Below are 12,500 nucleotides of genomic sequence, written 5' to 3'. Positions count from 1 at the left end.
CCACGTTTTTGACGAGGGCAATGGATCAACTCGTGGAAGACGTATCGCTCATGAAACTACCGGTTCGATTTGTGATCGATCGGGCGGGATGTGTGGGACCGGACGGAGAAACACACCAAGGACTATTCGATTTAGGATATCTGCTCGGCTTACCGAACATGGACGTATTTGTGCCGTCTAACGGACAGGATTTGATCGATTCGCTTCGATGGATGGAAACGTACGATACGTCTCCGATTGCCATACGATTTCCAAAGTCGAGCGTGGATTTAAGTACTTTGGATTTTTACAAAAAAACGGAATTAAAACCTGGAACGTTTCGAGTTCTCAAAAAAGGAACGGACCTAGCGTTATTAACGATTGGCTCCATGATCGACGAGGCCAAAAAGGCGACCGAAATTCTGGAGGGCGAGGGCTTCAGCGTAACGCTCATCGATCTGGTGTGGTTACGACCGCTCGGGGTGGAAGCGCTCGAAGCGGAATTGACCAACGTTAGACGTTTTGCGATATTAGACGAAAGTTATGTGGACGCGGGGGCTTCCGGATATCTGCTCAATCGAATTTCACCGGAGAATTTGACGAAATACGTCAAAACCTACGGATTTCCGCCGGAACCCATACATCACGGAGAAAGAAAGGAAATTTTCAAAGCGTATCAATTGGACGGGCAGTCGATAGCGGAACACGTAGCGGAGGCGCTGAAAAAAAACTTAATCCCGTAACCGTTCCAAACCGAAAATGAAAATAAAAACGGGTTATGGAATTGCAAAACTTTACTCCTTCGGATTTTCTAGAAGCGGCAAAATATTTTTACAAGAAGGGCGATAGCGACAGAGCGGAATATTTGTTCAAACTTTCTTTGGAAAACGAGGAAAGTCACGAGGCGTATTTCTATTTAGGACTCATGGAAAATCAAAAGGGAAATCCCGAAAAGGGATTGATGCACTTTTACAGATCCGTGGAAGTAAATCGGAATTACGGAAATCCCTGTAACGAAATCGGAATCATACTACTAAGAGCGGGGAAGGAAAATGAAGCCGTATACTGGCTGAAAAAATCCTTACGCTGCGAATTGAACGACGCGCCTCATATCTCACTCTACAATCTCGCCACACTGTATAAAATTTGGAATCGTCCCGAAAGATCGCTTCAGTATCTGCATCGTGCGATCCTGATCAAACCCGATTTTGAAGAAGCCAAAAAACTCAAAGAAGAACTGGGCTTCGCGATTTGAGTCAAACTTCGTAACGTCAAAGCAACTCGGATCGTATTCGCATTTTTGAATCTATCTTAAAGAAAATCGCGTATCGGTTTTATACTACTGCGTATCTTACTGCGATAATTGAATTTTCAAATTAAAAAAATCGAAAGTACTCATTCCTGCATCTTGGAAAGAAGGATTTTGAAATCATCGTCTTCCAGGAAAGGTTTAAATTCTTCGAATTTAAGAAAGGAATCTTTCCTGTGTTTGAGGGAAATACAAATCGAAACGTAACGAAGAAGTTGCTTCCGGTCTTCCCTTTTGGCGAAATACCGGGCCAATAAAAAAGCGAAACGCGGACTTTGGATTTTGTCGGGGATGAGATCCGTTGTTTTATCCAGTGTTTTTCTGTCGAAATCGGGATCGATATCCGCGCCGATACAAAGTGTGCAAAAAATAGAATCTTGTAAAAGCGTCGTATATCTTTTCTCGGTTTCTGGGTCGTGTTTGAACTCGGCTAAATCCAAAAATGCCCTTAGAATCGGAATTGCTTCCCATATTTTTTCTTTTTTTGGATCTTCGTTAAAACCGAAATCGTCGGCGATGAGATTACCGATTCTCTGATACGTCCATTCCGTCAAAGCTCTACCCAATTCGTTCAGAGGAAAATCGATCGATTTCAGCGATCTTACAAAGGTTGTATTGTTCTCGTTGAAATCGGAGACAAGGATCAGCGCTAAAAGGGAGGAATTAGAAAGCGAATTTCTAAACCGCAATAACTCTTCAAAACTGACTTTCGTTTTTCTACAATAGAGAGTAAGCATTTTTTTCGTTTTGTAAAACGGCTTTAGATCCGAAAAATTCGTATTGTCCGCGTAAAGGGTCCGAAGCGGAAGTTTGGAAAGAATCTCGAAGGATGATACGGGAGAATCGGACAGATTGAGTTCTTCCAAATTTTTCAGGCTTTCCAAGGGTGAGATGTCGGTCACTTTCGTGTTTGAAATCCTAAGCCTGCGTATTTTCGTAAAAGGTTTTAAAATCGCCAGATTTTCAATCGGAATATCCTTAAAATCCAGGGATTCAAGTCGGCCGGATAATTCCATATTCAAAAATTCTAATTTTTCTAAGAGCAGGGTAGGGCTATCGGTAAAACTTCCGTGTAATGTGAGTTCTTTCAGTTTTTTGAAATCTTTTAATACGCTGAGGTTTGAGTTCGATTCCGTAATCGTCAGTTTTTCCAAACGATTTCCAAGAACTTGTAAAGGCGAAAGATCAATTCCGTTTTTGTTATGAATCGAAAAACTTTTCAGTTTGGAAAATGCGGATATAGGCTCTAAAGAATCGATTTGATCCGCTTCATAGATCGTAAACCAATCCGCTGCGAGAATAACTTCCGGATTTACGGCCGTCTTTCGCATCGCCGCTTCTCTTTCGAATTTCTCTTTCCAGCTAATATTCAGTTGTCGGAACCAGTCTTCTGGGTTTAGTTTCATATTTTGATTAAAGACACGCCGTTTGCATCGTAAAGACAATTACTTTTTTTAAATAGAAAATCATTGAGTTCTTCGTTCGTATTCATAAGTTGATCTGTCCTTTATACGTTAGGCGAAATTTTGAGAACGATTTTCCTCTTTAACTAGAAATATCCTGTTTCATGAATCTTCTCAAATCCTTCGTTGTGAAATGTTACAACTTTAGGAAAATTGAGTTCGAGTCCTAAAATTCCTTCCTCATTTAAAATCTCAATCGATAGTTTATCGTTAACACAGCGTAGATAAAATGGGGAAATGTTAATCACAGGCCCTTGGGGCTCTACACTTTTAAAGTCCTGTAACAGTCGACCTTTCTCGTCCCGAATTTCTTGAAATTGAATCATCTTTGTGTCTTGTGTGATTGAGATCCTGAGGTTGCGTTCCCGTTTCCAATCTTCCTTCCGCACCCAAGGATCAGCTGAGGTGACCTTCGCGTAGCAAAATCGATAATGTTTAAAGATGGAATCTTTATCATTTATAGAATAGTCAATGGGAACCCGAGTATTTGTGATTACAAACCGATACTCTAAGCCTTCAAAAAGATCTTTGAACTCGTTCGGCGTAAGTATAAACTTGAATTTGTACCATCCTTTCTCTGTTCCAAGCCCGCCGAAATAAGTCATATTGTTTCAAACGTTAGTAGTTAGGCGACGGTTTTAATTGACTCGTAATTAATCAACCAACATTTCTTTTATAATCAGTTTCATTTTATTAACTGTTTTGGAATCTATTTTTCCTAACCTTTTTATCAGACGCGTTTTATCTACTGTTCGAATTTGATCCAATACAACCCAACCTTTCTTTTCTCGAAATTTTAATTCAACTCTTGTTGGATACGATCGAGATTTAGTTGTCATTGGTGCAATAATAATTGTTCCAATAGTTTTATTCATTTCATTAGGCGAGATTATCGCGCACGGTCTTGATTTTTTTATCTCATACCCGATCGTTGGATCTAAATTAATCAAATATATTTCGTATTGAAAAATCACCATTTCCAATCCTTGTCCGATAAATCTATCGAATCAGGAATCAGTAATTTATCATCTTTATTGGATGACATTGTTTTAAATTGTTTTTCCCAACCTTCTCTTGGTTTTGATTTTAGAGGTACAATGATTAGTTTATTATTATCTATTAGTAAATCTACTTCTTCTTCAATTTGACATTCTTCTAAAACGGCTTTAGGAATCCGAATCCCTTTAGAATTACCTATTTTTATAACTGAAGCTTTCATAGTAATTACTATGTAATTACATTAAGAATTGTCAATCAAAAAGGAGTAAGATTTTGCCTTCGATAGAAGGCCGGTGGGCCAGTGACGGAAATTGAACTTTTGTATTGAATATCTCCTTGCAATTTTCATTTCAAAAGATATCTAAAAATTGTCGCCTAACGAAAAAGACTTCTCGACGTTCGCAGAGCTCTTGCGCGAAGTTCGTTGTCGTAGCCCGCGATTAAAATACTAACAATTTAACGTTATTTAAAACTTCTTTCAAAGAAAGTTTGTTTGTTGATTTTATAAGTTCCGCTTCACGGATAGTCCAATCTAAGTTCTTCACTTGATCGGAAAGAATTACACCGTTGAACTTTTTAGATTTAACAGTCGCTTCAAATGGATATCCCTGAATCTTACTTGTTATTGGACAAAATAATTGCTAAGCCGGTTTTTGAATTATATTCCTTATGAAGATTTTGTTTTGTAATTTTTGCGAGTTTTTCTTCTAGAGATGCTTTTCGCATTGGATAAATAACTATTTATCCCCTTCGAATTGCGATTCGACGCAACTTCCATCATTTAATTGCCATTGCTTTTGGAATTCTAATTCCTAAGCTATTACTCCATTTTTGAATAATTGATTCCATTATACATTGTATATACCTTTTAATCTTTTGCAATAAATAGAGCGCTCCTCGTTAGTTTCGGGGCTTATCCAAGAAATAAACTTTGTATCATTTCCGTCAAAATCGATATTTCTAAATACTCTTTCATCCGCACCAAGGCCGCTAATTAAATAAAGACGTTTCATTGATTATTATAACTTTTGAAAAGAACAATTTTACGCAACGACGCATAACGTTTGGGTTCAAACCGAGCATTTTTATAGCTCGATAACATCTTATTTTTTAGACAATGGCGCGTAACGACACGACTATACGATGTTATCTGCGGAAGTCGGAAGAGAGCAAAGCGAGCGTAACGTTTTGCTCTCGCGGTGGCAAAAAGCAAAAGCCGTTTTAACCGGCTGCGGCCGCCTTAAGCGCGGCGATGTCAATTTTTTGCATCTTCAGCATTGCTTGTTGCGCGCGCTCGGCCTTCGCACGATCTTTATGCGATATAAGTTGCAAGAGAATTTTAGGGGTTATCTGCCACCACATACCGTATTTATCCTGAACCCAGCCGCACATAGCTTCTTTGCCGCCGTCTGCGAGAAGGGCGTTCCAGTAATAATCGACCTCTTTTTGCGTTTCTACGCTGATCATGAATGAGACGCCCCAACTGAATTGAAAACCAGGTCCGCCATTGTAGGAAAAAAATCTTTGGCCGTTCAGAATGAAATCGGCCTGCATCGGGTTAGCCCTAAGAACTTTAGATTTCTTGAAGATCGACACATAAAAATTCGCCGCTTCTTCGGGGTTCGCGTTGAACATGAGAAAAGGGGTTATGCTGTGCGACGGAGCCGCCACGAATTTAAGTTTCGTTTCATCGGGTTTCCGCTTCAGCGAACTGCTTTTTTTCTTTGATTTCGTCATGTTTTTCTCCTTCTTTTAGAGTGATTGATCGTCTGTGTTACAAATTTTATGAAAATAGTCGTTTCGAATTTTTCGCCGGAAAGGCATCCCGCTGCACGAACATTTAATGGTTTAGACTTGTTCGGATAGTTACATTGATGAACTTTTCAATTGATTTATCAGACAAATAAACTTCGTAGAGCTTTACATGATTTCCGGCATTGTTTAATGAACTCAATAAAAAATTAGGAGCAGAGTTGTATGTTCTGTCTATAAAATCCTAACACCTAGTTCCTTTCTTTTAAAAGGAAAGTATTTTGCGATAATTTTCGGATATCAATCAAATAGAAATGTAATAAAACAGATACCCTCTAGTCGTTTCTGTCAATCCGATTTACGCAAACTGTCGCCTAACGACTGATGCGAAGTGGCAAACGCGTAACCCTATAATCTCGCAAAGCCAATATTAAAGAATTTCTTCATTCCAAGCCTGAACAGAAACACCCGGAGAATAATGAACCAAACCAATAGGATTATTAGTCAGTATCTTCTCACCAATTTTATAGTTAAATTGAATTGAATCAATATCGATATCCGATAAAGGCCATGGCTGATGCTGGATCTCAAGTCGAACAAGCTTTCCACAATATGCATTATAAAGACAGTAACGTTCGGTAAGCCAAATATCAAGTGCGCTTTTGGAATTTAACGGGTTTTTAACCTTATACTTTATTGTTAGGCTATTTCTATAATTTTTAACAAAATACTCCTCGATAGGCCCAACTTTACGAATAATTGAAGATTTTTTGTAAGGTAGCCCTGAAAGATACTTAGCCAAAATAACCGGTATTAATTTTTCAGCTTCAATACTTAGAAAATAAACTCCCGGTTTATTATCTTTCACTACATAGGTTCTGACATTAACTTCATGAAAATTTGAAACAGGCGGAAACGGAAAAAAACCTTTTGGATGAACATTTTCCATCGAGAATGCAACAATTGATAGCCAGGTTTCCCCCTCATATTTATCGATTTCCAAACCTATGGGGATGAGAGGAACCAATAAATCGGGATCAATTTTAATGTGAATGAAGATAGCACGATTCCATTCTTGGTACCACAGCCAACTTCGCTCCGGTATATTCCACAATCGGAACGGCGAATCATTCGCTAATTTATTTTTCTTATTCATAATATTACGCCATTTCGCCTAACGCACACGGCTAGGCGGCGTTTCGCGTGCGTTTTTTCCAAGCTTGCGCGCGAAGGAGTTGGCGCGAGGTCCGAGAGGGAACCGTGAGCGACGATGCGCAGCATATAGCCGTAGTTAGTTGCTGTCACGCGTCCATAAGACTATATCACATTAAGTAATTATTTCAGTCAATGAATACTATTGACATTCTTTATATTTACTATATATTGACACTATGCATATGTCGACGTCAATCGAATTTGAATGGGATGCATCGAAAAATACCGCAAATAGAAAAAAACATAGGATTTCATTTGAAGAAGCAAAGACAGTCTTTTACGACGAAAACGCAAGGATTATAGATGACCCAGACCACTCCGAAAATGAAGAAAGATTTATCATACTTGGATTTAGTTATAAATTAAATCTTTTGATGGTTTCGCATTGTTATCGTTCTTCAAAAGACACAATCCGAATTATCTCAGCAAGAAAAGCAACGAAATTAGAATCCAAACAATACGAGGAATTTTTATGAGAAAAGAATACGATTTTTCAAAGTCAAAGAAAAACCCCTATTTAAAAAAACTGAAAAAACCAATTACGATTAGAGTTGATGTTGATACTATCGGATACTTTAAAACTTTATCTGATCAGACTGGTATTCCATATCAAAATTTAATTAATTTATACTTAGCTGAATGCGCATCGAAGCATAAGAAAATTGACCTTACTTGGAAGTAATATCCTTTCTTAATTCTTTAAACTAAGATGCTTTCTCAAATTTGCATTTCAAACGTGATGACGCCTAACGAAAGAGACTTCTCGACGTTTGCCTTCCCGGAGCGCAGCGTATAGCGGCAGTTAGGCGTTCGTGCCCCGCTTCCGAAATCCGTTTTTCTTACGTATGTTTTCTATAGTGAAGAGCAACGGTGCCGGATTTAAAAGTTTCCGAACCAAGAAAGTCCAACCGAAGGTTCTCCTGCGGCTTCACGGTCTCGAATAACCGCGGCCCTTTTCCGGCAACAACCGGATGAACCACAAAACGATACTCGTCAATCAAACCGCGCTCGGAAAGCTGCGACGCAATGCTCAAACTGCCCACGCAAATGTCCTTTCCGGGCTGCTGCTTCAACGCGATCACCTCTTCCGCAATGTTCGCGCGTAAGAGTCTCTTGTTCGTTCCTTCAACGTGTGCCAATGTGGTTGAGAATACGACCATGTCGAGCGAGTCAAACACGCGAGCGAACTCATTGATTGTTTCCGACATGGACCGGTTCTTGGCGACTTCGGGCCAAAAGGGCACCATGAGTTGATACGTGATGCGGCCGTAGAGGAGGAGACTCGCATTCCGCAGGATCCGGGTGAAGTAATCGTGCAGTTCGTCGTCGGCAACCATATCCGTGTGGCCGCAAAACCCGTCGGTGCTAATGTTGATCGCAAAAACTACTTTTCTCATAGATCTACTTATATGGTGTTCACTGAAAAGTTCAAGCACCAATTAATCGACTTTTTGATAATCGAATATAGCGGCGGGGCATGTAGCTTAACGAAATAGGCTTCTCGACGTTGTGTATCTGAAGCGCTTATGCGCGAAGAGTTGGCGCGAGACTTGAATGAGCCTGAGCGGGAACCGCGAATGGTGAACGGAGCGAGAAACCGAAGTTAGGCGATCGTGTTTGCCCTAATTTAAGATTTGATCATTTCAGAATTAATAATATTTAATGCTTTGCCTTTTTTTGTTTTGTAAAAAAGGAAATCGCTACCTAAAGTTAAAATATCTTTTATTCCATAAATTTCGGAAAGACTCACAAGAGAAACATCTGCAAAGTCCATTGGTCGATCTGAATACTTTTCCATATAATGATGAATCAATGGAAAATGCTCATTGTCTTGATTTAAAATTGTAATTGCACCGTCTTTAATCCATTCGATAAAAGAATTCTGAATTTTCTTATTATCTGATAGCAGGTACGAAACTTCCGTTACAATAGCTAAAGTTGTGAATAGTCTTCCTTTGAAATTTTTAAGAAAAGATCTTATTTCATTACAGTAAATATCTGATTCATCGAAGAACGCTATGATTGGTCCAGTATCAATAATTGCTTTTATCATTTATCTTTTTGCTTTCTCAGTATCACATTTTTAATATACTTTTGGTGATTTACCGATTTGTCTGAAATTCCACTTTTATATCGGCCAAAGTATTTTTCACCTAATTCATAGGCGGATGGTTCCTGAGCAAAGTTATCAATATAATAAACTAAAGACTCTTTAATAACTTCTGATTTACTTTTATTCTCAATTTTAGTTACTTCTGATAATTTCTTTTCTAATTCTGGGGGTAATCGAAGACTAATCATACTTTGCCTCTTGTATCACATATGTAATACATTCGCGATTTTGTCAATGAGATTTTTGAGTTTTCTTAAATTACAAAAGCGAATACATAAGTGCATTTTCTGTTTCAAAAGCCACTTAGCAGGCATTTCGCATAACGAAAGAGTCTCCTCGACGTTGCGTCCCCGAGCGCTTGTGCGCGATGGGGTTGGCGCAAGGTTTGAGCGACCTTAGTCGCGTCCCGCGAACCGAAGTGACAAAGCAATGTCGCTTTAGCCCGGAGTGAAGGTCGCGTTAGCGATCCTGAACGGAGCGAGGAGATGAAGTTATGCGTAGTCGCTTTGATTTTAAAATCTTAAATAAAAACTGCGGGAGAAACATTAAATCTTTTAGACAAAGCTTTGACTTGCCTTACATTTAATTCTCTTTTACCATTTAAAATTTCTGATACAACACCTTGACTACCAAGCTCCTTCATATCTTTTTGAGATAGCCCGTGCTCTTCCATTAAAGACTTTAGAATTTCAATTGGATCAGATTCAATCTCTGGAAAATGGTCAGATTCATATGACTCAACCACGTTTCCGATTGTTTCCATTAATGGCGCCAATGAATGTTTTTCGTTGTTACCTATCTCATCAATTAAGTTATCTAATATCTCTACAAGTTTCTTATATTGTTTTTGAGTCCTCGGATAGGAAATGACTTCTTTAATCTCAGGCCACACATTCTTTACTTTTTCTAATTCAGCGATCATTTCACACCTTCCATTTTCCTTTGTCATACTCAGAATGAGTTAGAATTTCTCGAATATAAACTTTCTTCCTATTAAAATGAATGGCTGCAATAAGTCTGAAATTGTTTCCAGATATATTAAAGACGAATAAATTTTGCACAATATCTGTTGAGGGTAAAACATTTCTTAAATCGGGAAAATTATCAAAATCCGTTTTACTTAAGACTTTATACCATAATTCCAGTGAAGATCTCGATTTTGGATATTGTTCAATAAAATCTCTAATTTTTCGCTTACTTATTACATGCACAAAGTAAATAATATCTCATATTGAGATTTATTGCAAGCTTTATTTTAGTCCCAAGAAATTTTTAAGCGATTACGCCTAACGAAATAGGCTTCTCGACGTTTGCGGTTCTGGAGCGCGTCTAAACGCGCGTAAGAATTGGAACGAGGTTCGAGCGACCTTAGTCGCGTCCCTCGAACCGAAGTGGCAAAGCAATGTGCGGAGCCGGAGTGAAGGTCGCGTTAGCGATCCTGAACGAAGCGAGGAGACGAAGTTAGACGCTGGGTCGCGTTATACTTTTAACAAGTTTTGTAAAAACTTTCCTTTTAATGTTTTGTAAATAGAAAAATCAGAATCAATACTAATAATTCGTTCAATTCCTTCCCTTTCTGCAATACACATTAAAGAAGCATCGGCCAAATCCATAGGTAAGTCGGAATATTTTTTCATACGACTTTTTATATATCGAAGATCTTCTAAACTTATATCTAAAATATGGATACTTCCCCTTTCAATCCATTCTAAGAAGTCAGATTGGGCTCCTATTGAGAATGAAAGTAAATAAACAACTTCTGTAACTACTGGCCACGATGAGAATAGTGAACCTTTATAGGATTTAATGAATTTGTAAGTAGATTTGTGAAATTTATCGTTAGAATTAAACAAAGCAACAATCGGACCGGAATCAATTAGAGCTACGTTTTGCATTTTTACCCTTAATCGATTGTTGCAAATATTTTTTCCGATTTTGAGCTAAATCTGAAACTCCGGACGCGTGTTTTCCGAATAAATCTTCCCCTAATTCAAATGGAGTTTTGATATTCCCATGATTTTTAATATATTCTAAGATAGAATCTTTAACTATTTCTGAACGACTTTTACCCTCAGATTTTGCAAAGGAATCCAATTTTCTTTCTAATTCCGGTGGTAAACGTAAACTTATCATAGCCAACATGTATCACATATAAGTATTACAGTCAAGGAGCTTATTTTTACTAAATAACACTTCTAAGTCCGTATAATCAAGTGAGCGAAGCGATGTGTCGAAGACCGAAGTGAGAGTTTGCTTTAGCAAATCTCGAACGAAGCGGTAAGCGTTAGTTAGGCGAAGTTCGCCCAATCAAAAGCAAACTGCATCTTCGAATAAACGGGTCGAGCGCGGCAGGCAAAATGCACATCATTCTTGCCCTGCCGGGCGCGATCTTTGCCGCGCAGACCCGAGGAGCTACGGCACCGCAGCGTGTCAAATTTTGTTGTCTGAAGTGCTGGCCCCACGGCGTAATTATTTGCGCCCATTCTTTCTCGGCTTCAAGCTTATTCTCAGATCCGTAAATTGAATCTCAAAATGCCTTCTGGAAGAAGTGAGTATTCTATGTATGAAACCTGCTTTTGCCCCTATGTCGATTTCGTCATAAATTATTTCGACTGCATTTTTCTTTTTTAGTTTCTCGTGCATCGCCTTTGAAGCAAGTAATTTTCCAGAAATATAGGTCAATTTTAAGGTTTGGTAGCCAACCTGAAGATCGCCAACGATTATGACAATTTCAAGGTTATGACCACGCTTCTGAAATTTTTGAACTAAACCGTCATGAAGGCTTATACCAAGGGCTAAAGCCCGTACGGAGAATGCAAGTTCTGGGATAATACCATCAAGATGCTTTTGGTAAAGTTCTGGCACCTCTTGGGCTTCTTCATCTGATAATTCACCGGAAGCCCATTTCTTAGTAAAAAATTTCATGTTCGATGCCATGTTTCCTGCTAAAAACTCTTGGGCCAGCATTTCAGACAACGAAAGAGTCTCCTCGACGTTGCGTGTCCAAGCGCTTCTGCGCGCCGGACTTGACACGAGGTTCGAGTGAGCCATAGCGAACCATAACCTTACCCACAAATATGAGAAAAAACTAGATTTTTCAACCTTTATTTCCAAAGTTAGTAAGGGCCTTATAATGAACACTAAACATTGGAGGCCCTTCAGGAAAAATCATGGGTAAACGTCCAAACCGCCTAAATGAAAGAGAATAGCGACGCGGAAGAAATCGAAATTTCTGAAGCCTCTTGCATTCGATTTAATTTTCTGAATACTTGAATTAATACTTTCCGAACCAGCGTTTGTGATTCGATGAGCGAAGTAGGTAAGGATGTATTTAATGTTTTTATAAAGCATCTTAGCGACTTTAATAATAGGTTTAAGTTTAGAATGAGTAGCCCAAAAATACCAACGTTTGAAAAACTTTTCCGCATTACCTTTATAGCTGTAAGACCAAAAATAACGAAAGGCTTCTTTTATCTGCCATCCTTTCCCGACTTTATACAGATTTAGTTTAAGAGAATTGAAAGCTTCCTTTTGCTTATCAGAATAATTTTCTTGGTTCGTTAACCATAGAAATTTCGTCCCGGAGAGAGTTTCATTGTTTACACTACGCAGCCTGCGATTCTCATCTTTCCAAATGTTAGCCACCGCTTCATTCAAATATTTTGAAATA

Annotated in this window: 19 protein-coding genes and 3 pseudogenes (1 of these 22 running past the window's edge); 4 read left to right on the top strand and 18 right to left on the bottom strand. The window is 38.7% G+C overall.

Annotated elements, in window-relative coordinates; translation table 11 throughout:
* On the top strand, nucleotides 1-722 hold the end of the coding sequence (gene dxs / locus LEP1GSC194_RS16100; protein ID WP_020774582.1) for a 1-deoxy-D-xylulose-5-phosphate synthase. Its footprint begins 1,180 nt before the window's first position; the window shows 722 of its 1,902 coding nt (coding positions 1,181-1,902); its start codon lies off the left edge, out of view; its stop codon occupies nucleotides 720-722.
* A 35-nt stretch (nucleotides 723-757) separates the two neighbouring features.
* Nucleotides 758-1,234: a tetratricopeptide repeat protein gene (locus LEP1GSC194_RS16095; RefSeq protein ID WP_020774584.1), complete on the top strand. Its 477-nt coding sequence runs from the start codon at nucleotides 758-760 to the stop codon at nucleotides 1,232-1,234.
* Between the two features lie 140 nt (nucleotides 1,235-1,374).
* On the opposite strand, the gene LEP1GSC194_RS16090 is transcribed toward LEP1GSC194_RS16095, so the two are convergent.
* The 8 genes and pseudogenes from LEP1GSC194_RS16090 to LEP1GSC194_RS16065 all read right to left on the bottom strand — a co-directional run bounded on the left by LEP1GSC194_RS16090 (nucleotide 1,375) and on the right by LEP1GSC194_RS16065 (nucleotide 6,658).
* A complete protein-coding gene (locus LEP1GSC194_RS16090; RefSeq protein WP_020774587.1) occupies nucleotides 1,375-2,694 on the bottom strand; it encodes a leucine-rich repeat domain-containing protein in 1,320 nt (439 codons plus the stop codon).
* A gap of 710 nt (nucleotides 2,695-3,404) precedes the next feature.
* Nucleotides 3,405-3,728, bottom strand: a complete 324-nt coding sequence (locus LEP1GSC194_RS16080) for a type II toxin-antitoxin system PemK/MazF family toxin (protein WP_036043387.1) — start codon at nucleotides 3,726-3,728, stop codon at nucleotides 3,405-3,407.
* Nucleotides 3,722-3,970 carry an AbrB/MazE/SpoVT family DNA-binding domain-containing protein gene (locus LEP1GSC194_RS16075; protein ID WP_020774585.1) on the bottom strand — a complete coding sequence of 83 codons (249 nt, stop codon included), beginning with the start codon at nucleotides 3,968-3,970 and terminating at the stop codon, nucleotides 3,722-3,724. Before LEP1GSC194_RS16075 ends, LEP1GSC194_RS16080 begins: the two co-directional genes overlap by 7 nt.
* A gap of 220 nt (nucleotides 3,971-4,190) precedes the next feature.
* Nucleotides 4,191-4,419, bottom strand: a pseudogene (locus LEP1GSC194_RS23220) (type II toxin-antitoxin system PemK/MazF family toxin); the annotation flags it as partial.
* Nucleotides 4,405-4,599: pseudogene (locus LEP1GSC194_RS21660) on the bottom strand (AbrB/MazE/SpoVT family DNA-binding domain-containing protein); the annotation flags it as partial. The pseudogenes LEP1GSC194_RS23220 and LEP1GSC194_RS21660, both read right to left, overlap by 15 nt.
* 20 nt (nucleotides 4,600-4,619) lie before the next feature.
* Nucleotides 4,620-4,763, bottom strand: a pseudogene (locus LEP1GSC194_RS23215) (alpha/beta hydrolase); the annotation flags it as partial.
* Between the two features lie 208 nt (nucleotides 4,764-4,971).
* Nucleotides 4,972-5,487 (bottom strand): VOC family protein, encoded by a 516-nt coding sequence (locus LEP1GSC194_RS16070; protein ID WP_020774592.1) that lies wholly within the window; start codon nucleotides 5,485-5,487, stop codon nucleotides 4,972-4,974.
* Between the two features lie 445 nt (nucleotides 5,488-5,932).
* Complete coding sequence (locus LEP1GSC194_RS16065; protein ID WP_020774580.1) at nucleotides 5,933-6,658, bottom strand: YqjF family protein; 726 nt, start codon at nucleotides 6,656-6,658, stop codon at nucleotides 5,933-5,935.
* A 241-nt stretch (nucleotides 6,659-6,899) separates the two neighbouring features.
* Here LEP1GSC194_RS16065 and LEP1GSC194_RS16060 point away from each other — a divergent pair, with 241 nt between their 5' ends.
* Nucleotides 6,900-7,193, top strand: coding sequence for a BrnT family toxin (locus LEP1GSC194_RS16060; RefSeq protein WP_017808436.1), 294 nt, complete (start codon nucleotides 6,900-6,902; stop codon nucleotides 7,191-7,193).
* Nucleotides 7,190-7,399, top strand: a complete 210-nt coding sequence (locus LEP1GSC194_RS16055) for a CopG family antitoxin (RefSeq protein WP_036043384.1) — start codon at nucleotides 7,190-7,192, stop codon at nucleotides 7,397-7,399. Before LEP1GSC194_RS16060 ends, LEP1GSC194_RS16055 begins: the two co-directional genes overlap by 4 nt.
* Before the next feature lie 157 nt (nucleotides 7,400-7,556).
* On the opposite strand, the gene LEP1GSC194_RS16050 is transcribed toward LEP1GSC194_RS16055, so the two are convergent.
* From LEP1GSC194_RS16050 to LEP1GSC194_RS16010, 10 genes are all read right to left on the bottom strand, one after another.
* Complete coding sequence (locus tag LEP1GSC194_RS16050; protein WP_020774599.1) at nucleotides 7,557-8,114, bottom strand: dihydrofolate reductase family protein; 558 nt, start codon at nucleotides 8,112-8,114, stop codon at nucleotides 7,557-7,559.
* A gap of 230 nt (nucleotides 8,115-8,344) precedes the next feature.
* On the bottom strand, nucleotides 8,345-8,770 hold the full coding sequence (locus LEP1GSC194_RS16045; protein ID WP_081605116.1) for a type II toxin-antitoxin system VapC family toxin: 426 nt from the start codon (nucleotides 8,768-8,770) through the stop codon (nucleotides 8,345-8,347).
* Nucleotides 8,767-9,018, bottom strand: coding sequence for a transcriptional regulator (locus LEP1GSC194_RS16040; protein ID WP_036043381.1), 252 nt, complete (start codon nucleotides 9,016-9,018; stop codon nucleotides 8,767-8,769). The genes LEP1GSC194_RS16045 and LEP1GSC194_RS16040 overlap by 4 nt, the downstream gene beginning before the upstream one ends.
* A gap of 332 nt (nucleotides 9,019-9,350) precedes the next feature.
* The gene (locus LEP1GSC194_RS16035) at nucleotides 9,351-9,752 is read right to left on the bottom strand and encodes a helix-turn-helix domain-containing protein (RefSeq protein ID WP_036043409.1); all 402 of its coding nucleotides are present in this window, start codon (nucleotides 9,750-9,752) and stop codon (nucleotides 9,351-9,353) included.
* Nucleotide 9,753: 1 nt separating this feature from the next.
* Entirely contained in the window at nucleotides 9,754-10,041 is a 288-nt protein-coding gene (locus LEP1GSC194_RS21645; protein WP_081605115.1) for a type II toxin-antitoxin system HigB family toxin, read from the bottom strand.
* Nucleotides 10,042-10,308: 267 nt separating this feature from the next.
* Nucleotides 10,309-10,725 (bottom strand): type II toxin-antitoxin system VapC family toxin, encoded by a 417-nt coding sequence (locus LEP1GSC194_RS16030; protein WP_036043379.1) that lies wholly within the window; start codon nucleotides 10,723-10,725, stop codon nucleotides 10,309-10,311.
* Nucleotides 10,703-10,963: a ribbon-helix-helix protein, CopG family gene (locus tag LEP1GSC194_RS16025; RefSeq protein WP_036043408.1), complete on the bottom strand. Its 261-nt coding sequence runs from the start codon at nucleotides 10,961-10,963 to the stop codon at nucleotides 10,703-10,705. Before LEP1GSC194_RS16025 ends, LEP1GSC194_RS16030 begins: the two co-directional genes overlap by 23 nt.
* A gap of 155 nt (nucleotides 10,964-11,118) precedes the next feature.
* A complete protein-coding gene (locus tag LEP1GSC194_RS16020) occupies nucleotides 11,119-11,313 on the bottom strand; it encodes a hypothetical protein (RefSeq protein ID WP_036043377.1) in 195 nt (64 codons plus the stop codon).
* On the bottom strand, nucleotides 11,300-11,806 hold the full coding sequence (locus LEP1GSC194_RS16015; RefSeq protein ID WP_155826387.1) for a hypothetical protein: 507 nt from the start codon (nucleotides 11,804-11,806) through the stop codon (nucleotides 11,300-11,302). The genes LEP1GSC194_RS16020 and LEP1GSC194_RS16015 overlap by 14 nt, the downstream gene beginning before the upstream one ends.
* Nucleotides 11,807-11,998: 192 nt before the next feature.
* Nucleotides 11,999-12,500: ISL3 family transposase (locus LEP1GSC194_RS16010; protein WP_020774597.1), on the bottom strand; the 502-nt coding region annotated here is incomplete at its 5' end.

Origin of the sequence: Leptospira alstonii serovar Sichuan str. 79601 (genome assembly GCF_000347175.1) — a bacterium.
GTDB classification, from domain to species: domain Bacteria; phylum Spirochaetota; class Leptospiria; order Leptospirales; family Leptospiraceae; genus Leptospira; species Leptospira alstonii.
Note: the sequence above shows the minus strand (reverse complement) of the source record. Positions and strands in the feature narration are given on the sequence as shown.